General features: G+C 57.9%; 17 protein-coding genes and 1 pseudogene. 6 read left to right on the top strand and 12 right to left on the bottom strand.

Translation table 11 applies throughout. The annotated features are described in order from the left end of the window. Positions 1 to 77: 77 nt before the first annotated feature. Positions 78 to 380, bottom strand: a complete 303-nt coding sequence (locus A7Q03_RS10660) for a hypothetical protein (protein WP_231863731.1) — start codon at positions 378 to 380, stop codon at positions 78 to 80. Between the two features lie 43 nt (positions 381 to 423). On the opposite strand from A7Q03_RS10660, the gene A7Q03_RS10665 reads away from it, so the two are divergent. Both A7Q03_RS10665 and aceF read left to right on the top strand, forming a co-directional pair. Next, positions 424 to 630 (top strand): hypothetical protein, encoded by a 207-nt coding sequence (locus A7Q03_RS10665; RefSeq protein WP_231863732.1) that lies wholly within the window; start codon positions 424 to 426, stop codon positions 628 to 630. 114 nt (positions 631 to 744) lie between these two features. Then, positions 745 to 2370, top strand: a complete 1626-nt coding sequence (gene aceF / locus A7Q03_RS08805) for a dihydrolipoyllysine-residue acetyltransferase (RefSeq protein WP_067449142.1) — start codon at positions 745 to 747, stop codon at positions 2368 to 2370. A gap of 315 nt (positions 2371 to 2685) precedes the next feature. Here the strand turns inward: aceF and A7Q03_RS08810 are convergent, their stop codons facing one another. From A7Q03_RS08810 to A7Q03_RS08830, 5 genes are all read right to left on the bottom strand, one after another. Next, the gene (locus A7Q03_RS08810; RefSeq protein WP_067449144.1) at positions 2686 to 3027 is read right to left on the bottom strand and encodes a YbaB/EbfC family nucleoid-associated protein; all 342 of its coding nucleotides are present in this window, start codon (positions 3025 to 3027) and stop codon (positions 2686 to 2688) included. 53 nt (positions 3028 to 3080) lie between these two features. Beyond that, positions 3081 to 5345 (bottom strand): DNA polymerase III subunit gamma/tau, encoded by a 2265-nt coding sequence (gene dnaX / locus A7Q03_RS08815; protein ID WP_067449147.1) that lies wholly within the window; start codon positions 5343 to 5345, stop codon positions 3081 to 3083. Positions 5346 to 5515: 170 nt separating this feature from the next. Beyond that, positions 5516 to 5788, bottom strand: a complete 273-nt coding sequence (locus A7Q03_RS08820) for a DUF333 domain-containing protein (protein ID WP_064088079.1) — start codon at positions 5786 to 5788, stop codon at positions 5516 to 5518. Between the two features lie 250 nt (positions 5789 to 6038). After that, positions 6039 to 8024: a DUF3488 and transglutaminase-like domain-containing protein gene (locus tag A7Q03_RS08825; RefSeq protein ID WP_067449149.1), complete on the bottom strand. Its 1986-nt coding sequence runs from the start codon at positions 8022 to 8024 to the stop codon at positions 6039 to 6041. A 129-nt stretch (positions 8025 to 8153) separates the two neighbouring features. Further along, the gene (locus tag A7Q03_RS08830) at positions 8154 to 8600 is read right to left on the bottom strand and encodes a hypothetical protein (protein WP_231863733.1); all 447 of its coding nucleotides are present in this window, start codon (positions 8598 to 8600) and stop codon (positions 8154 to 8156) included. 562 nt (positions 8601 to 9162) lie between these two features. Between A7Q03_RS08830 and A7Q03_RS08835 the strand changes: the two genes are divergently transcribed. Beyond that, positions 9163 to 9615 (top strand): hypothetical protein, encoded by a 453-nt coding sequence (locus A7Q03_RS08835; RefSeq protein WP_231863734.1) that lies wholly within the window; start codon positions 9163 to 9165, stop codon positions 9613 to 9615. 67 nt (positions 9616 to 9682) lie between these two features. Continuing rightward, positions 9683 to 10072 carry a hypothetical protein gene (locus tag A7Q03_RS08840; RefSeq protein ID WP_064083976.1) on the top strand — a complete coding sequence of 130 codons (390 nt, stop codon included), beginning with the start codon at positions 9683 to 9685 and terminating at the stop codon, positions 10070 to 10072. Between the two features lie 250 nt (positions 10073 to 10322). Here the strand turns inward: A7Q03_RS08840 and A7Q03_RS08845 are convergent, their stop codons facing one another. From A7Q03_RS08845 to parC, 6 genes and pseudogenes are all read right to left on the bottom strand, one after another. Continuing rightward, the gene (locus A7Q03_RS08845) at positions 10323 to 11066 is read right to left on the bottom strand and encodes a class I SAM-dependent methyltransferase (protein WP_067449151.1); all 744 of its coding nucleotides are present in this window, start codon (positions 11064 to 11066) and stop codon (positions 10323 to 10325) included. A 60-nt stretch (positions 11067 to 11126) separates the two neighbouring features. Further along, the gene (locus A7Q03_RS08850; RefSeq protein ID WP_067449153.1) at positions 11127 to 11543 is read right to left on the bottom strand and encodes a hypothetical protein; all 417 of its coding nucleotides are present in this window, start codon (positions 11541 to 11543) and stop codon (positions 11127 to 11129) included. A 234-nt stretch (positions 11544 to 11777) separates the two neighbouring features. Beyond that, positions 11778 to 11927: pseudogene (locus A7Q03_RS10895) on the bottom strand (helix-turn-helix domain-containing protein); the annotation flags it as partial. A gap of 108 nt (positions 11928 to 12035) precedes the next feature. Beyond that, positions 12036 to 13388 carry a sigma 54-interacting transcriptional regulator gene (locus A7Q03_RS08855; protein WP_369814466.1) on the bottom strand — a complete coding sequence of 451 codons (1353 nt, stop codon included), beginning with the start codon at positions 13386 to 13388 and terminating at the stop codon, positions 12036 to 12038. Beyond that, positions 13381 to 14988 carry a PAS domain-containing sensor histidine kinase gene (locus A7Q03_RS08860; RefSeq protein WP_067449155.1) on the bottom strand — a complete coding sequence of 536 codons (1608 nt, stop codon included), beginning with the start codon at positions 14986 to 14988 and terminating at the stop codon, positions 13381 to 13383. Before A7Q03_RS08860 ends, A7Q03_RS08855 begins: the two co-directional genes overlap by 8 nt. Then, on the bottom strand, positions 14985 to 17297 hold the full coding sequence (gene parC, locus A7Q03_RS08865) for a DNA topoisomerase IV subunit A (RefSeq protein WP_067449157.1): 2313 nt from the start codon (positions 17295 to 17297) through the stop codon (positions 14985 to 14987). The genes A7Q03_RS08860 and parC overlap by 4 nt, the downstream gene beginning before the upstream one ends. Positions 17298 to 17559: 262 nt before the next feature. Here parC and A7Q03_RS08870 point away from each other — a divergent pair, with 262 nt between their 5' ends. After that, positions 17560 to 17817 carry a SemiSWEET family transporter gene (locus A7Q03_RS08870; protein WP_064090438.1) on the top strand — a complete coding sequence of 86 codons (258 nt, stop codon included), beginning with the start codon at positions 17560 to 17562 and terminating at the stop codon, positions 17815 to 17817. A gap of 87 nt (positions 17818 to 17904) precedes the next feature. Further along, entirely contained in the window at positions 17905 to 18453 is a 549-nt protein-coding gene (locus A7Q03_RS08875; protein ID WP_231881795.1) for a methylated-DNA--[protein]-cysteine S-methyltransferase, read from the top strand. The last annotated feature ends 185 nt before the right edge of the window (positions 18454 to 18638 follow it).

Consider the following 18638-nt stretch of genomic DNA (forward strand, 5'->3'; position numbering starts at 1 on the left):
CGGCCTGAAGTTTTCAGGTAGCCTTGCCCCCGCGGTAGAGGCTACCTGAAAAACAGAAAAGGAAGAATATGAACCCCTTATTCGTTGCATGCTCCGTCAGTCTTACTGACTGCTTGCGCTTCTAATACGCCGGTGGTGCAGGAGGAAAACACCGCGGTTACGAACAGCAGTACCCAAGTTACACGTGCCCCTATATGTCCAAAACAGGAAGCCACCGTCATGGTGAGCGGCATCAACTGCGAAGATGAAGATTGATCCGCCGCGGCCACAAAGTGAATGTGGTCGGCAGCTTGGGCGATGCGTTTGGCTCGTTTGCCGGTACGGTCAAAAGCCGCAGTTTGGGCATAGCCGAAACCGTACACAGCAAAAATATCGGTCAATCCAACGGTATTTTATCGCGGGCGATTTTTCCGCGAATTTGCCGTGCCGGCCGGCACGGCTGTGAACGTACAGGCCGCCTATCTCGACTTGCAGAATGTGATGGAAGGCGCTACCGAAACCGTCATTCAAACCGAAGGCTCGTGCAACACCCGCATGGCTTCATTCGTGCCCCAAGCCGGGCACGATTACGAAGTGATCGGCCTGCCCGGGCGGCGCTGCGCCGTGGCTGTGTATGAAGTTGGTATGTAAGGCGAACTAAAGCCGATGGAAGTGCAAGACGCGGTAAGCTGCCGAAGAAGGCGTTAATTTAATAGTGTCTGAACCTGTTCAGACCATATCCAACCGAATACTAAAGGAACTCTCATGAGTATTGCAGAAATCAAAGTCCCTGATATCGGCAGACACGAAAATGTAGACGTGATCGATGTAGCCGTGAAAACCGGTGACACCATCGCGCTGGATGACACCCTGATTACCCTGGAAACCGACAAAGCCACCATGGATGTACCGGCCAATGTTGCTGGCGTGGTGAAAGAAGTGAAGGTAAAAGTGGGCGACAAAGTGTCTGAAGGCCATGTGATTGTGCTGGTGGAAGCCGCCGGTGCTGGCGCCGCTGCCGCTCCGGCTGCTGCACCCAAAGCCGAAGCCGCTCCCGCCCCTGCTGCGCCCGCTGCTACTCCGGCTGTTGCCGCCAATGTTCAGGTAGCCGTGCCCGATATCGGCGGCCACACCGATGTGGACGTGATTGCCGTGGAAGTGAAAGTGGGCGATACCGTGGCTGTGGACGATACCCTGATCACTCTGGAAACCGACAAAGCCACCATGGACGTGCCCAGTACCGCTGCTGGCACCATTACTGCCGTACATATTAAAGTGGGCGATAAAGTGTCTGAAGGCAGCATTATTATTGACGTGGCCGCCGCCGGCGTACCTGCCGCTGCTGCTCCCGCCGCTGCCGAAGCGCCAAAAGCCGCACCCGCGCCTGCTGCCGCCCCGGCTCCAGCCCCCGCTGCGCCTGCCGCTCCGGCCACCGCTGCCTATGGCAGCGCGCCCGTGAACGAAGCCGGTTTCGCCAAAGCCCACGCCGGCCCCTCCGCTCGCAAACTGGCGCGCGAACTGGGTGTGGATTTGAGCCTGGTGAAAGGCAGCGGCAACAAAGGCCGTATCACCAAAGACGACATCAAAGCCTTCGTTAAAGCCGCCATGCAGGGCGGTGCAGGCAAGCCCGCAGCTGCCGGTGCTTCTTTGGGCGGCGGCTTGGATTTGCTGCCGTGGCCGAAAGTGGATTTCGCCAAATTTGGCGAAGTCGAAGTGAAAGAACTCAGCCGCATCAAGAAGATTTCCGGCCAAAACCTGTCGCGCAACTGGGTAATGATTCCGCACGTTACCGTACACGACGAAGCCGACATGACCGAGCTGGAAAGCTTCCGCAAACAGCTCAACAAAGAGTGGGAGCGCGAAGGCGTGAAACTTTCGCCCCTGGCCTTCATCATCAAAGCCAGCGTGGCCGCGCTCAAAGCCTTCCCCGAGTTCAACTCCTCACTCGACGGCGACAACCTGGTGTTGAAAAAATACTTCCATATCGGCTTTGCCGCCGACACCCCCAACGGCTTGGTGGTGCCCGTGATTAAAGATGTGGACAAAAAAGGCCTTAAAGAAATCAGCATCGAGCTGGGCGAATTGAGCAAAAAAGCCCGCGAAGGCAAGCTCAAACCGCAGGAAATGCAGGGTGCCTGCTTCACTATTTCCAGCTTGGGCGGCATCGGCGGCACCGGCTTCACCCCGATTGTGAATGCCCCCGAAGTAGCCATCTTGGGCGTGTGCAAATCACAGATGAAACCGGTGTGGAACGGCTCCGATTTCGAAGCCCGCCTAATGTGCCCGCTCTCCCTGTCGTTCGACCACCGTGTGATCGACGGCGCAGCCGGCATGCGCTTCACCGTGTTCTTGGCCAACCTGCTCAAAGACTTCCGCCGTATTTCCCTGTAAGCGTTTGGGCCTGATGAAAAGGCTACCTGAAAGTTTTCAGGTAGCCTTTTTGTTGTTCTCGTGGATTAGAATAAGAATGAGACACGGCGGCGAACCACAGGCCATACATACGGCCAGGCTAGCCATTCTTAATTTTAATTCGTATATGGTGAAGACCAAGGTTAGGGTGGTATTGTTGTAGTAAAGCTTTGTTTGGCTGCCTTTTCTAATTTTCAGGTAGCCTCAAGATGGTATGGAGGCTACCTGAAAACTGATGTAAGCCAAATACAAACCGGCTGCCTGGTGAGCTTAGACAGCCGGTGTTTTGTGCGCGGATTATTTGAAGAAGTTGTCCATGCCGGGGGGCAGGCCGAGGCCTTGGGTGAATTGCGATATATGCTGCTGGGCGGCGGCTTCTACTTTGCGGGCGGCATCGTTGAAGGCGGCGGCAATCAGGTCTTCCAGCATTTCTTTGTCGGAAGCGGCATCAGCGGCGAGGCTGTCGTCGATATGCACGCGTTTAACGGCGTGGTGGCAGCTGAGGGTGATTTTCACCATGCCGCCGCCGGCTTCGCCTTCCACGGTGATGTTGGCCAATTCGGCCTGTGCCTGTTTCATTTTTTCCTGCATTTTTTGTGCCTGTTGCATCAGGTTGCCGAGGCCGGCTTTGTTGAACATGAATGTGCTCCTATTTAAAGAGTGGGTGGGAATAAAAAAGTGCGGGAGCGGCCTTAGGTTTGGCCGTTTTCCTGCAATACAAGGCTTTCAGGTAGCCAGCGGGCGCCGAATAAATTAAGGATATCTTGTGCGGCTGGGTCTTGCTCCAGCAGACTTTGCGCCTGATCGCGGGCGGCCTGGCGCAGGCGTTGTTGGCGCATGGCGGGGGTTTCGGCGGCTGTGCCGCCGGCCGGCCAATCGGTGGTGCGGATGCTGACGGGATGGCCGTAGGCGGCAGCCAGGTGCTGCTCGATGCGCTGGATGTGTTCGCGGTTGATGCTGACTTGCCCGGCTTCGGCCACGGCGAGGGTGAGCAGGTGTTGCTGCGGGTCGTAGCCGAGGCAGGCGGTGTGCTGGGCGCTCATTTGGGCGGCACCGATTTTGGGGGCGATGGCGGCGACGATGTGCGGCCAGGTGTCGGCATCGGGCAGGGGCAGGGCAGCCGTGCCGGTGTGTTCCGGGGTTTCGGCAGCGGCCGATTGGGCTTCGGTTTGCCCGTTTGGGCTCTGTAAAAATCCGCTTTGTTCGGTTTCAGGTAGCCTTTCGCGGCCTAATCCGGATTCGTTTCGGGATGCGGCATCATGTTTGTGCTGGGGCAGGCTGTCATTTTGGTTTCGGCTATGCGGAAACTCGTTTGCGGGGTTTTGGCTGGGCTCGGTTTCAGCTAGCCCTGAGCTTGGGGGGCTGTCGGGCAGGCCGCTTTCAAAACCGGCGGGCGGCGGGGCATCGTCCCACGGCGGGTTGCTTTCGAAGGCGGTAGGGACGGCTTCTGTCTGGGTAGGTTGCGGCTCGCTAGGGTAGGGGCGGCCGGGTTCGGCCGAACCGGGCGCAGGGTTGCCGGATGCGTTTGGGTTGGGCGAAAGCTCGTGCCGGCTGTTTGGACTGCCTGAAATATTTTCAGGTAGCCTTTCGGTATGGCGGGCAGCGGTGGCAGTTGCTTGCGGCAGGGGGTTGTTTTGCGAAAGCCTGCCGTTGTTGTTTGGGCTACCTGAAAAGCTGCCGTGTTCATTTTGGCTGTTATGCCCGCTTTCAGGTAGCCTTGGTTCGGCTTGGGCGGGAGGGGCTTCTGCTATATGGTTTTCAGCCAGTCTGAGGGGCTTATCCGGCTGCGGTGTGGCAGCCGGACGGGGCTTTGGGGTGGGATCGTGCAGTTCGCTGCCGCTGATTTGACTGCCTTCGGGCAGCTCGGCGGCGGCCAAGGGGGCGAAGGCAAGCAGGCGCAGCAGGGTCATCACGAAGCCGGCGTATTCGTCGGGCGCGAGCGGCAGGTCTTGCTTGCCGTGGATAACACATTGGTAATACAGCTGGATTTGTTCGTCACCCAGTTGGCCGGCGAGCTGTTGCAGGGTATCGCGCTCGGGGTCGTCTGCGGGCACGGCGGCGGGGATGGTTTTGATGAGGGCGAGCTTTTGCAGTAGGAGGGCGAGCTCACTCAAGGCGCTGTCGAAACCGATGGCGCGGCCGGCCATTTCCTGTGCGGTGGCGAGCAGAGCGGCGCCGTCTTGGTTGGCGGCGGCTTGCAGCAGGGAATAAAGGTAGCGTTGGTCGACGGCGCCGATCATGTGGCGCACGTCGGCTTCGGTTACGCTGCCCGAACCCATGGCGATGGCTTGGTCGAGCAGGCTGAGCGCGTCGCGCATGGAGCCTGCGGCGGCACGGCCGAGCAGGGCGAGGGCGGGGGCTTCGTAGGGGATTTGTTCGCTGGTCAGAACGTGCGCAAGGTGCTGCGATACCTGCTGGGCGGTCATGTTGCGCAGCACGAATTGCAGGCAGCGGCTGAGTACAGTAACGGGCACTTTGTGCGGGTCGGTGGTGGCGAGGATGAATTTGACGTGTTCGGGCGGCTCTTCCAACGTTTTGAGCATGGCGTTGAACGCGGATTTGGAGAGCATGTGCACTTCGTCGATGATATAGACTTTGTATTTGCCGGCGGTGGGCGCGTATTGGGCGTTTTCCAGCACTTCGCGGATGTTGTCGATACCGGTGTTGGAGGCGGCGTCGATTTCCAGCAGGTCTACAAACCGCCCTGTGTCGATGTCGCGGCAGGATTGGCATTGGCCGCAGGGTTCGCCTTCGTGCGGGGTTTCGCAGTTCAGGCTTTTGGCCAGGATGCGGGCGATGGTGGTTTTGCCCACGCCGCGAGTGCCGGTGAGCAGGTAGGCGTGGTGCAGGCGGCCTTTGCCCAGGGCGTTTTGCAGGGCTTTGACAACGTGTTCCTGCCCGACTAAATCGGCAAAGGTTTTGGGGCGCCACTTGCGGGCGAGAACTTGGTAGGCCATGTGAGATGCTTTGATGGGTTATTCGGGCGCACGGATGTGCGGGGTGCGCGCATGATGGTGCTGAAGGCGGTATTTTAGCATTATCGCCGCTATTCTTGGGGCTGGGAAAAGGCAAACAGGCTACCTGAAAATCGGATTTCAGGTAGCCTGCCTGTTTGGCCGGGTGGGGCTTATTTGTTGTTGCCGCCGTTGTTGGCGCGGTAGTATGCCCATTCCTCCACTTCTTTGCCGTCTGGCAGGATGCACACGCCGTATTCGCTGCCGTCTTGGTTTTTGCGGATTTCAGACTTGCCGCCTTGCTGTACGCAGTACACGCTGGCTGGATTAGCCGCGCCCACGGCGGGCATAGAGGCGTCGGCTGGCTCAGAGGCGGAAGCAGGGGTTTGGCTGCCGGCGCAGGCGGCCAAGCCGAGGGCGGCCATCAGGGGGAAGAAACGTTTCATGGGTTATCCTTTCCGGGTGTTGCGAACGAATTTTCAGGTAGCCTTGTCAAGGTTATAGTGAATTGATTTTAAACCAAGACTGCGTTGACCTACCTTGCTGTGCTACCCATGCTATCTGCAGCTTGCCGCCTTGTCCTGATTTAAATTTAATCCACTATGGGTTTGCCTTGATTAAGACTACCTGAAAGATATATAGATAAACGGAAAATTAAACGTTAATCCGAGTTTGTGCAGGTAAAGGCGCGGTGTTTTACAACCTAACCTTGCGTACGGCGCGGCAACATTGGCGATACCAGCGCTTTTGTGCGGCTTTCGGAGGCAGGCCGTCGGCGTAGTTCCAGCGCTCGTATTGCGCTAGCAGGCTTTCTAGCTCGGGACTGAGATGCTCTTGTTCACGCAAGATGTTGGCAGTTTCGGCGGGGCCAAGGGCGGCAGGGTCGATGCCTTCCATATCGAGCAGGCGTTCTTTGATGTGGGCGAAGCCTTCTTCCAGGAGGTTGGCATAACGCCGGCTGCTGCGCCGCCACCATAACCACAGCGGAATTACGGCTAAGGTGCCGCCAATCAGCAGGAATACGAGCAGGCTCAATAGGTTGAAGCCGCCCAAGCCCAAGCTGTGGAACAGGTTTTGCTGCGAACTGCTGTCGTAGTTCACCACCCATTGCTGCCAGTAAAACTGGCCTTCGGCGCTGAGTTTGCTCCACCACTGCCAATTGTCGCTGCCGGCCACCAACTCTTGCTCGCCGCCCTCCAGCGCGGAGGAGAGGCCTTGCTCGATGCGGTTGCTGCTCACGGCGGCGGTGGGATCGACGCGCAGCCAGGCTTCTTCTTCGGGCAGCCACACTTCGGCCCAGGCGTGGGCATCTTTGCCGCGCACCTGCCAGAAGCCGCCGTCGGGGTTGTATTCGCCGCCCTGATAGCCGGTAACCACGCGGGCGGGCACGCCGGCGGCGCGCATGATGACCACAAAACTTTCGGCGTAGTGTTCGCAGAAGCCGCGGCGGTTGTCGAACACGAAGTTGTCGATGCGGTCGGGGCTGCGGTCGAGCGGGGGATTGAGGGTGTAGGCGAAGGATTGGTTACGGTAGTAGGCCAAGGTACGGTTGACGAAATCGGCGGTATTGGCGGATTGGCTGCGCAGCTGGCGGGCGAGCGAGCGGATGCGCTGGTTGCTGTAGCCGGGCAGGCGGTTCAGCTGGCGCTGGCGCGAGGGGGAAAGTTTTTCAGGTAGCCTGTTGCCGATGGCGGCACGAAGCACGAAACGGCGCAGGCCGTCATGGCTGCGTACGCGGATGGTGTGGCCTTCGGCAAAACGCATTTTGCTGCGGGCGTTGTCGGTATTGAAGTTGATGATGGGGTAGTCCAGCACAGGAATGCGGCCTTGCTCGTCGCGCATAATGATGCTGTAGGAAACAATGGTTTGCGTGTAGGCAGTGTCGGCGCGGGTGGGCAGTTCGTCATCATCGGCACGCCATTGCTCGCCATCAAACTGGCTCATGGTGATGGCACGCCAATAGAGGTCGGATTGGTTGGGGGTGTAGCCCCCATCGAAAGTGGCGTTGAAAGCCAGTTCGTTGCTCTGCACCAAATTGCTGATGCTGCCCGGCTGCATGGTGTCGGATAGGCCGGTTTGAGCTTGGCCGGGCTTGGGGGGCTGCGGGATACGCCATAAAGGCTCGCTCATGCGCGGCACGGCAATAAATAATACGGCAGCCAGGGGCAGGGTGAGCAGCAGGGCGGTAGCGGCGTGGCGGGCGGCCAGGCGCAGCGGCATATTCAAGAGGGCGATGCAGGTGGCGGTGCCGAACAGGCCGGCCAACAGCCACAGGCCGATGAACATGCCTTGGTTGAGCAGCACGGTGGCGCCCATCAGGAACACCATGGCGGTGAGCAGCATATGCCAATCGCGCACCACGCGGCTTTCATAGGTTTTCAGCAGCACCAGCAGCAGAAGCAGCGCGCTGCCGCCTTCGCTGCCGAGAAATGTGCCCAACTGCGAAAACACGAAGCCAAACACGGCCAGACCACCGATGGCAGTGGCCCAAGCGGGCAGACCGCGGCTGCCGATGAGCGTGAGCCCGAGTTGGATCAGCCACAGCACGCCGAATACGGCAATCACGCTGGCAGGCAGGGCAAAAGCCAGCGGCAGGGTGATCCATAGCAGCAGCAATAGAACGCCCAAACGCGGCAGGCGTTCGGGCGGGCGGTCGATGTATTCGGGGTTGAAAACGAGCATGGTGGTTGGGGTTGGATGGCGGCTTGGTTATTTACTTTGCAGAAACTTGGTTTGCTTGGGCAAACTTCGTTTCAGGTAGCCTTTTTATCAGACGGTGTGTTTTGTGCGCCTGTAGCCGCCAGCCTGCGTTCAACCGGTAATCAGATTGGGCAGGCTGTGGCTCAGTTGTAGCGAATTGCCGATTATACCCAAATCCGCATCGGCAAAGCAGGCGTTTTCCAAAATCAGCCCGCCGTTGGGGCGCGAGGCGTGCAGGCTCATGCGCATTTGTGCGGGGGTGAAGGGCAATCCGTGTTTGCGGGAGTATTCGGCAGCACGGCGGTTGGCGGTTTGCAGCATCGGAATCAGCATGATGTCTAAATGAAACACGCGCACGCCCAACACCAAAATACGGGCGGCAAACCAATCGGCTTCTTCGGTGAACACTTCCGGGCTGTGTTGCTCAAAATTGTGCCGCCCGGCAGCAATCAGGCAGGCTAGGGAGCGGATTTGCGGCAGCAGGGCTTCGCACAGCATGAAATCTTGCTGCTGCGGCGTATCGGCCTGCAAATCGGCACGGTGCTGGTTGCCGTCCACGGCCAAATACCAGCGTTGCAGCTCGGTGCGGGGATGGGTGGGGGAAGCTGGAGCTGGCGGAGTTGGCGGGCTAGGGCAGACATTTTGTGTTCCTGTTCGGCTGGGAGGTTCATGGAAGGATTCCGTGGGTGAGCGGCCTTGCCGGGGCAAATAAAAAACCGCTCGGGGTTTCCGGGCGGTAGCTTTTCTTTCGGCTAATGTAGCGCGAATCAGGTGCGCAGTATTAAAGATACTGCTCAGTTGGGCGGTACCATAAAAAGGAGGCGAAAGAGAAGTTTTGCGTATTCATGGGGGGTGCCAATGGGGCGGCGTAGGCTGTCAAGTGCCGGGCAGCGACGGGATTGGCGTTTTCAGACAGCCTTTATAAACAGGAGCAGCTGGTTTTGCAACTGTAAAAATAATATTGCAGACAGTATGTTGGAGTAAAGCAGGGTTAAACAGTTTCGAAATTGCTTGCTCCGCTGCTATCATGCGTAACTTTGTGGATACCGCGCGGGCATTCCGAATTCTGTTCCAAATCAGCCGGGCTTGATCAGGTTTGGCTGGCTGTAGGAGAAAAAAGTTGAAATATTCAAATTTATTGTGGCTGCTGCCGCTTTTGGCGCTGGCCGGTTGCATTTCGCCGGAAGCAGCGGGCATCCGCCGGCAGCAGTCGAATATCAATTATGATGACGATGTGAAAATCGGTAGTTCGCGCATGGCCTACGGCTTCCGCAGCCAGCCCACACGCGGCAGGCCGGAGGTGGAGGTGCGGAGCGACAAAGCGCCGGGCGAGGTAGCACAATGCCTGCAAAAACAGCTGCAAACCCGTTTGCGTTTGCCGGAAAACTTTATCCAAGTCCGCAGCTATACCAATTCGGCCTATACTGTGGTACTGCACAACCCCTTCACACATAAAGACGGCGTGGTGATGGATGTGCGGCAACGCGGCGTAAAAAGTTCGGAGATTAAACTGTATGCCAACGGCACCACGCTTTCGCGCGTTTGGCGCAGCATACCGGCAGCGTGCAAGTAGCCGAGTGTTTGCCAAAATACTATAATGACAGCGTTTTAATCCGATTAATCACACAGGCAGACGAAACATGAAAAAATATTTGCTGGCTTTGCTGCTGGCCTTGAGCAGCACCGCTTGGGCGCACCGCTTTCCTATCGACAGCATGGAAGTGGCCGTGCTGAAATCTGCTTCTTTCCCGCAGGTTACGCTCACTACCGACGGCTTTTCCTGGCTGCGCACCCTGACTTTAGGTTGGCTGGATGATGGCGCGAAAACTGTGGATATGGTGCAGGGTGTGCGTATTAAAGACGAGAACAACCGCTTCATTACCCACGGCCAGCTGCAAAACTACACCGGCCGCATCGTGGCTCTGCGCCGCAACGGGGCGGGCAATATCGTGGAAATGTGGATACTGACTCCGCAGGAAAACGAAGCATTCAAAGAACGTGCTGCTTTGCTGCAAAACCAGCAGCGTTAAGGCTGGATGAAAAATGAAACCTCCTGCTGCCCGAATGGGGCGGCGGGAGGTTTTGGTTTGAATGGAATTGAGATTTTGCTTTCAGGTAGCCTTTGGGAAAAGGCTACCTGAAATATTGAAAGCCATTCCGAGGCTACCTGAAAACGCTGTACTGGGTTTTCAGGTAGCCTTTTTAAACAGAAGGGCTAGATAGCACATTTAATCCGATGCAGTTTACGTGAGGCAACATATACCAATCCTACGGCTTGGGTTAAGCACCACCCCCGTTATACACATCAAACCGGGTTGATTTGCCCGTGTATTGGTAATCTGGCTTGCGGTCGCACAGGAAATCGCCCAGACGCGGGCGTTTGATCACCACGCGGACGGTGGCTGTGGCGAGGGCGGCATCGAGCAGGGCAGAGTCGTTTTGCGCGGTGCCGACCAGCTCGTGGAAAAAAGCCATTTCTTTTTTTACCGCTGCCGATTTGCGCCGTTCGGGGTACATTGGGTCGAGATAAACCACTTGCGGGCGGCCGATTTCGGCTGCCAGGCGCGGCATATATTCGGCGGCATCGGCGTGGTGCAGGGTGAGGCGGGAAGCGGTTTCGGTAGTATCGGGGTGGAGCAGGGCGCGTGCGAGGCCGTCGGCCAAGAGGCAGTATACGGCGGGATGCCGCTCGAAAATATGCACGTTCAGCCCCAAACCGGCCAAAACAAAACTATCGCGGCCGAGTCCGCCGGTGGCGTCCCATACGGTGGGCTGTTTGCCGCGGCCGACGGCTTTGGCCAGCAACTCGCCGCCGCCGTGCAGCCGCCTATGCTGCGCCGCGCCGGCGGTGAAATCTACCCACACGCTGCCTTTGTCGCCCGCGCGGTGCAACACGATGCCGTGTTCTTCGGCGGCCAGGTAGAGGCCGGAGGCAGGTGGGGTGTCGGAAACGGCCAGTGCGGAATGGCGGGCGTAGTCGGGCAGGGTGTGTGGGGAGGGGGTGATGAGCGGGATGGGGTGCATGGTGGCTTATTGTCTGGTGTGAGGAGGTAAGAGTTTCAGTTGTAGCGGTGAGTGTGTTTGTTAGAATAATGAGGCAAAACAAACAAGCGCAAAACCTACCCCTGTCATCAGAAATTCTCGCCAAAATGCGCCTTTATTGCTGCCTTCCCAATCACGCTGGGTAATCAACAGCCAGAAAAAGCCGAGAGACCAGGCACACATCCCGATAAGATAAATAAACAGCGCGTCTGTGTTGGGTTGAAGGAATACCCACCATAGTGCCATATTGGCACTGAGTGAAATGCCTGAGGTCAGATAGGGTTTGAATTCTTTCCATTTGAGGCCGAACACGTGCACAACTAGCGTGGGCAGCATCAGCAGGATGTACAGGCTCAAACCATACCAATCGGCATAAACCATAAACAGTACCAGCATCGGCACATAGAACAGCGCGGCGAGCAAGCCGTCCAGTGTGCGAGGATTCGGTTTTTTCCACATTGGCTTTTCCTTGTATCTGGATTTTGGCTTTCAGGTAGCCTTATCTGCAGGCCAGTGATTGCCTAAAAAGATAGCGGTTATTTTACTCCTTTGGATTGGAGCCTGAATGGGAACGAGTACTTGGTGCTTCAAGGGTTTGGTTGTGAAAATATTTTATATTCATGTGGATAAACTTTCAGGTAGCCTCAAAGGCTACCTGAAAGTTTATTGCTTCATTTCAGCCAAGTTATGCGGCTACTCAATTTCCAAACGCTCCATCCGATAGCGCATGGAACGGAAGCTGATGCCGAGCAGTTTGGCGGCTTGGGTGCGGTTGTAGCGGGTTTTTTGCAGGGCTTGCTCGATAATCAGCCGTTCCACATCGTCGAGATAGTCTTGCACTTGGGTGCGGCCGAGTACAAAACCGGGTAGGTTGTCGAGCTGGCCGCTGCTTTCGGGAGCAGCTGTTTCGGCGCTGCTGCTGTTTTGGCCGACGGCGTCGATGGCGCTGCCTCAGTTGTCATCTTCTTCCAATAGCGGGGAGCTGGAGAGCTGGAGGTCGGCGGCGTCGATGGTGTTGTCGGCGGCCAGGGCGACGGCGCGTTCGAGGATGTTTTCCAGCTCGCGGAAGTTGCCGGGATAGCTGTATTGCAACAGCGCCTGTTTGGCGGGCTGGGTGAGGGTGTAGTTACCGCCTTGGCGGTGTTTGCGCAAGAGCTGGGTAATAAGCTGGGGCAGGTCTTCGCGCATTTCGCGCAGGGGCGGCATGGTGAGGGAGACGACGTTGAGGCGGTAGAACAAGTCTTGCCGGAATGCGCCTTTGGCCACGAGGCCAGCGAGGTCTTTATGTGTGGCGGAGATGATGCGCACGTCCACTTTCACTTCTTGCGCGTCGCCGATGCGGCGCACGGCTTTTTCCTGAATGGCGCGCAGGAGTTTCACCTGCATGTGCAGGGGCAGGTCGGCCACTTCGTCGAGGAAGAGGGTGCCGCCGTGGGCGTGCTGGAAGAAGCCGAGGCGGTCTTGGTCGGCGCCGGTGAAGCTGCCTTTTTTGTAGCCGAAGAATTCGCTTTCCATCAGATTTTCGGGGATAGCGCCGCAGTTTACGGCTACAAAGGGTCGGCTGCGCCGCTCGGAGAGTTCGTGGATGCTGCGTGCGGCCTGTTCCTTACCGGAACCGGATTCGCCGGCGATATATACGGGCACGGTGGTGCGGGCTAGCTTGCGGATCATCTGCCGGGCTTCTTCGATTTGCGGGGAGCGGCCGATGAGGCGGGGGATGTCTTCGGGATTGGCTGCAGGCTGTTTGTCGGCCGCAGGCTGGAGCTTGCGGCTGGCAGCCTTGCTGTCTTGTGATTCTGCTACGGGAGGCTTTTGCTCTGGATGAAACTCACTATCTTCACTTTCAGGTAGCCCTTCGTCTGCGCTTTCTGCTTGAGCACTGTTGTCTTCTTTGGCCGGTGCGGGGGCAGGGTGGCTGTCTTCTTCGTGGATTTTGATGGCGGATTTTACCAGGGTGCGCAGTTGCGCCAGGGTGATGGGCTTTTGCAGGTAGTCGAAGGCGCCGGTTTTAATGGCTTGCACGGCCTGGTCGGCATTGCCGAAGGCGGTGATTACGGCCACGGGCACGTCGAGCTCTTTTTCGTTAATATATTCCACCACTTCGAGCCCGGAGCCGTCGGGCATGCGCATATCGGTGAGCACGAGGGAGAATTTTTTGCTGTCGAGCCACTTTTTAGCGGCATTGACGCCCTCGGCGGTTTCCACCGACAGGCCCATTTTCATCAGGGTCATTTCCATCAGGTCACGGATGTCTTGTTCGTCGTCCACAACCAATACTGGTTTTTGCAGGCTTTGTTTACTCATTGATATCTTTCGGCATAATTAGTTCGAATCCCTTGATTTCGGGATGATAATGAAGCTGGCCGGAGTTAGCGTGCGCCAATTCGCGTGCCACATACAGCCCCAGCCCGGTGCCTTCGGCGCGGGTGGTAAAAAACGGTTCGAACAGGCGCGGCTGGTTTTCGGGCGATACGCCGGGGCCGTCGTCCATCACAGTGAGCGATACGGATACGTTGTCGTCGGTGGGCTTAACCAATACGGTAATGGAATCAGCCTGCTTGCTGCCGTGCTGCCAGGCATTGTTGATGAGGTTCCACATAATCTGCTGCAAGTGCATTTTATCGAAATACACTTTTAGTGCGCCGCCCTGCATATAAAGGTGTACGGCGTGTTTGGCTTCGGGACGGGTGAGCAGGAATTCCTGTTTGAAATCAAACCAGAATTTCATCAGGCTGATCACTTGGGCGTCGAGCCGGTCGCTCTTGTTCAGGCTGCTCACTTCTTCCAGCATTTTATCGATGCGCTGGATGTTGTTGTCGATGATGCCGTGCAGCTTGGAGATCATAGGGTCTTCGTTTTCTTCGGCCAGGAGGCTGTTGGATTGGCGGATGGCGGAGAGCGGGTTACGGATTTCGTGCGCTAGGTTGGCGGTAAGTTGGCCGAGCGCAGCCAGCTTGGTGGCCATGGCTTCCACAGCCACTTCTTGGTCGGAGCGAATAAACAGCATCAGCAGCGATTCGTCTTCGCGCACCAATGGGCGGGCGCGCACCTGTACGCCTTGCCCACCCAGCTCGGCATGGGTGATGAAATTGCGCGTGGGGGTGCGCTGCCAGCGTTTCACTAGGAGGGTAAACATTTCTTCGTAGCGGTCGAGTTGCACATAGGGAAAATAGTGGCCGGCCTGGCGGTTCATCAGCCAGATGCGGCTGCCGGTGTCCACCACCACCACGGCCTCGGCCACATGGTTGAGCACCAGTTCGTTCAGGCCTTTGAGGCGGTCGAAGGCGCGGCGGTGTTTGCTCAGGGTGGAGGAGGCGCGGTTGAGGAAAGAGGCGTAAAACGAGGTGAGCAACGCCACCAGATAGCCTACCGCCGAGAGCACGATGGTATGGATAATCGCACTGCTGCCGGCTTGGCTGTTGGCTTCAAACGGCCAATAATGCAGCCAAGTGCCGATAAACAACAGGAGGGCAACGTAGGAGGCATATAGGAGCGGGTAGCGGCCGTGGCTGAGCAGGCAGGATACGCCGATAAAGGGCAGGATGAGGATGCCGAAGCCGGAGGCAATGCCACCAGCTAGGTGCATCAGTATCACCATCATAGTGATGTCGACCACCGCACTGATGTTGGGCAGATTGTTTCTTTGTTGCTGCCAGTTGGGAAACGCCATGCTGAACACGATTAGCCCTCCGTATACTGCTGCCCAAATATAGAAGCGTCTGCTGAAAATGGGCATTGAGGCCAGCCTAGCCATGCCCACATTTGAGCCGTAGGCATTTACCAACACGTGGAAGGTGAGCAGCGAGAGCAAGAGGCTCACGCGGGCGATGTTCATCAGCCAGGGCAGGCGGTCGAGTTGGCTGTCCCATTCGTTGGGGGCGTACGGTTTCGGCAGTTGGGTCATGCTTCGCCCTCCTTCGTGCTGCTCAGGCTGATGAGGCTACCTGAAACATTCAGCACCCGGCCTTTGCGGCCGCGTTTGCCTTCAATGTCCTGCACGCGTAAGCGTTCGCGGTGTGCCGCACCGCGTTTGCCGCGGCTGCATACCCAGAAATCGGGGGTGGACACCAAGGCGGTCAGTTGCAGCGAGTCGTTGCCACGCAAAGACATCAGTTGCAGGCCACGCCCTTTGGCCATCACTTTCAATTCGCCAATCGGGAAGGCGAGCAGGTGTTTTCCCGCGCTGGCCAGCACCAATCGGCAATCAGGGTTGATCAGTGCAGACTGGCGTACCGGCTGCGGCATCAGCAGGGTTTCGCCCGCCTCCAGTTTTACCACTTCCTTGCCCGCCTTAACGCGGCCGACCAAATCGCCCAGTTTGACGATGAAGCCATAGCCGCCGCTGCCGGCGAGCAGGTAGTGCTCTTGTGGCTGCCCGGCCAGCATGGTGAGCACCGACGCGTCCGGCTGTAATTCTAAGAGGGAGGCCAGCGGCACACCGTCGCCGCGCCCACCGGGGATTTCGGCCGGGTCGATGGTGTAGCTGCGGCCGAGCGTGTCGAGCACCACTACCGGGTCGACAGTGCGCGTTTCCAGCGTTTGCTGTAATTCGTCGCCTTCTTTAAACGCGGTGGCCGACAAATCCAGCCCATGCCCGGCCCGGCTGCGAATCCAGCCCTGGCGCGACAGGATAAGCGTTACCGGCTCGTCGGCCGTGGTATGGGTGAGCGCGGCGCGTTCGGCTTCGGCCACCAGCGTGCGGCGCGGGTCGCCAAATTGCTTGGCATCGGCCTGCATCTCTTTGATGATGAGCTTTTTCTTCGCGCCTTCGTTGGCCAATAAGTTTTTCAGGTAGCCTTCTTCTTCGCGCAAATCAGCCAATTCCTGTTCCAGTTTGAAACCTTCCAAACGGGCAAGCTGGCGCAGGCGGATTTCCAAAATATCTTCGGCTTGGATTTCGGAGAGATCGAAGGCGGCCATCAATTCTGGCTTGGGTTCGTCGGCTTCGCGGATAACGCGGATAACCTCGTCGATGTGCAAAAAGGCGGTCATGCGCCCGTCGAGGATGTGGATGCGTTTGAGCACCTGTTCCAAGCGGTGTTGCAGGCGGCGGGTTACGGTGGATACGCGGAAATCGAGCCACTCCTGCAAAATAGTTTTCAGATTTTTCTGCGCGGGGCGGTTGTCGAGCCCGATCATCACCAAATTGGCCGGCACATTGCCTTCCAGCCCGGTTTGCGCCATTAGGGTGTTGATGAAGTTATCCGGCTCGATGCGGCTGGATTTGGGTTCGAACACGAGGCGAACGGGGTGTTCGCCGTCGCTCTCGTCGCGCACTTTGTCGATGAGCTCGAGCATCAGCTTTTTGGTGTTGAGCTGGTCTTGGTTGAGCTGTTTTTTGCCGGATTTGGGCTTGGGGTTGGTTTGCTCTTCGATTTCGGCCAGGATTTTCTGTGCGCTGGTGTTGGGCGGCAGCTCGGTGATGATGAGGCGCCATTGGCCGCGCGCCAGTTTTTCGATTTCGTAGCGGGCGCGCACGCGGATGCTGCCTTTGCCGGTTTCGTAGAGCTGGAGCAGGTCTTTGGCCGGGGTGATGATGTGGCCGCCGCCGGCGAAATCGGGGGCGGGAATGTGCTCCATCAGCTCGGCGGTGGTGAGGGTGGGCTTTTTGAGCAGGGCCACGGCGGCGGCGGTAACTTCGCCTAGGTTGTGCGGCGGGATTTCAGTGGCCATGCCCACGGCGATGCCGGAGGCGCCGTTGAGCAGCACCATGGGCAGACGGGCGGGCAGGGCTACGGGCTCTTCAAACGCGCCGTCGTAATTCGGCACAAAATCCACCGTGCCTTGATGCAGCTCGGAAAGCAGCAGCTCAGCAATCGGGGTGAGGCGGGCTTCGGTGTAGCGCATGGCGGCCGCGCCGTCGCCGTCGCGCGAGCCGAAGTTGCCGATGCCGTCGATTAAGGGATAGCGCAGGGTGAAGTCTTGCGCCATGCGCACCATGGCGTCGTAGGCGGAAGCGTCGCCGTGCGGGTGGTATTTGCCCAGGATTTCGCCCACCACGCGCGCGGATTTCACCGGCTTAGAATTGGCGGCCAGCCCCATTTCCTTCATGGCAAACAGGATACGCCGCTGCACGGGCTTTTGGCCGTCGCCCACGTCGGGCAGGGCGCGGCCTTTCACCACGCTCATGGCGTATTCGAGGTAGGCGCGTTCGGCGTAGGGGGCGAGCAGCAAGATGTCGCTGTTTTCGGCGGATGCGGTGTTTTCTGGCATGGTGTGGCTGGTGTTCCGGTTGCTAAACGCCGTAATTGTAAAGCAAGCAAGGGTTTTCAGGTAGCCTGCGGGGCGGTGGGGCTAGCTGAAACCATCGCGGGAGAACAGGTTAAGTTTTGTAGTGCGTCTTGTGGGCAGTGGGGGAGGGAGTTTTATAATTGTGCGCTTCCAGGTAGCCTGCATGGATGCAGGCTACCTGAAACCGGGAAGCCGGCGCATACCGGCATGAAACGTCTGATTCACTCTTTTCAAAGAGGCAAAAATGAACGAAAAGCAAATCCGCATTCTGGCCGTGGTGGCCACCATTATGGCCGTGGGCATGTATGTGGCCTACATCCCGCAGATAGCCAACAACCTGGCCGGACATAAAGGCAGCCCGATTCAGCCACTGGTGGCCGCCATCAACTGCACGCTGTGGACCACCTACGGCCTGTTCAAAACCCCACGCGACATTCCCGTGGCGCTGGCTAATGCGCCTGGCATTGTGTTTGGTTTGATTGCCTTTATCACTGCTCTGTAAACCTTTAAACTTCGCAGCAGCCACGTTTTCAGGCAGCCTTTTGCCAACACGGCAGGCTACCTGAAAACATTGCAGAGTTTCTGCCCAATGCCATCCAACCCCAAGCCCATGCTCTATCTGCACGCCTTCCCCTCGCCCTTAGGTAATATCCTTGCCGCCGCCAGCGAACGCGGCCTGTGCCTGCTCGAATTTACCGGCAGCCAGCGCATCGACGATGAATTGCGCGACCTTCAGCGCCTGCTCGGCTGCCAAACCAAACAGGGCGAAAACGAACACACCCGACTGGTGCAAACCCAGCTGGGCGAATATTTCCAAGGCACGCGCCGCGAGTTTAGCGTGCCGCTGCACGCCCCCGGCAGCCCGTTTCAGCGGCGGGTATGGAGTGCGCTGCAAACCATCCCCTACGGCGAAACCACCCATTATCAGGCGCTGACTGAACAGCTTGGCAAACCTGCCGCCGTACGCGCCGTGGCTGCCGCCAACGGCGCCAACCGCCTCTCCATCCTCATTCCCTGCCACCGCGTCATCGGCAAAGACGGCAGCCTCACCGGCTACGGCGGCGGCCTACAGCGCAAACAATGGCTGCTCGACCACGAACAGGGCAGGCATCAGGTTCAGCCCGATTTGCTGGGCTAAATAGAGGCGTTTCAGGTAGCCTGCCCGTGCGCTAAAGGCTACCTGAAAGAGTGAACCCGGTGGGTCTATGCTGACATTTGCAGTTTCGAACTTTTTAGCTTTTCAGGTAGCCATTTACTATGTGCAATCTGTTCACCTTTGCGCCTCATGCCGGCGCGGGCACTTTCTTTTCTTTGCTTCGCCAA

Source organism: Eikenella sp. NML99-0057, from assembly GCF_001648535.1.
In the GTDB taxonomy this organism is placed as follows: Bacteria; Pseudomonadota; Gammaproteobacteria; order Burkholderiales; family Neisseriaceae; genus Eikenella; species Eikenella exigua.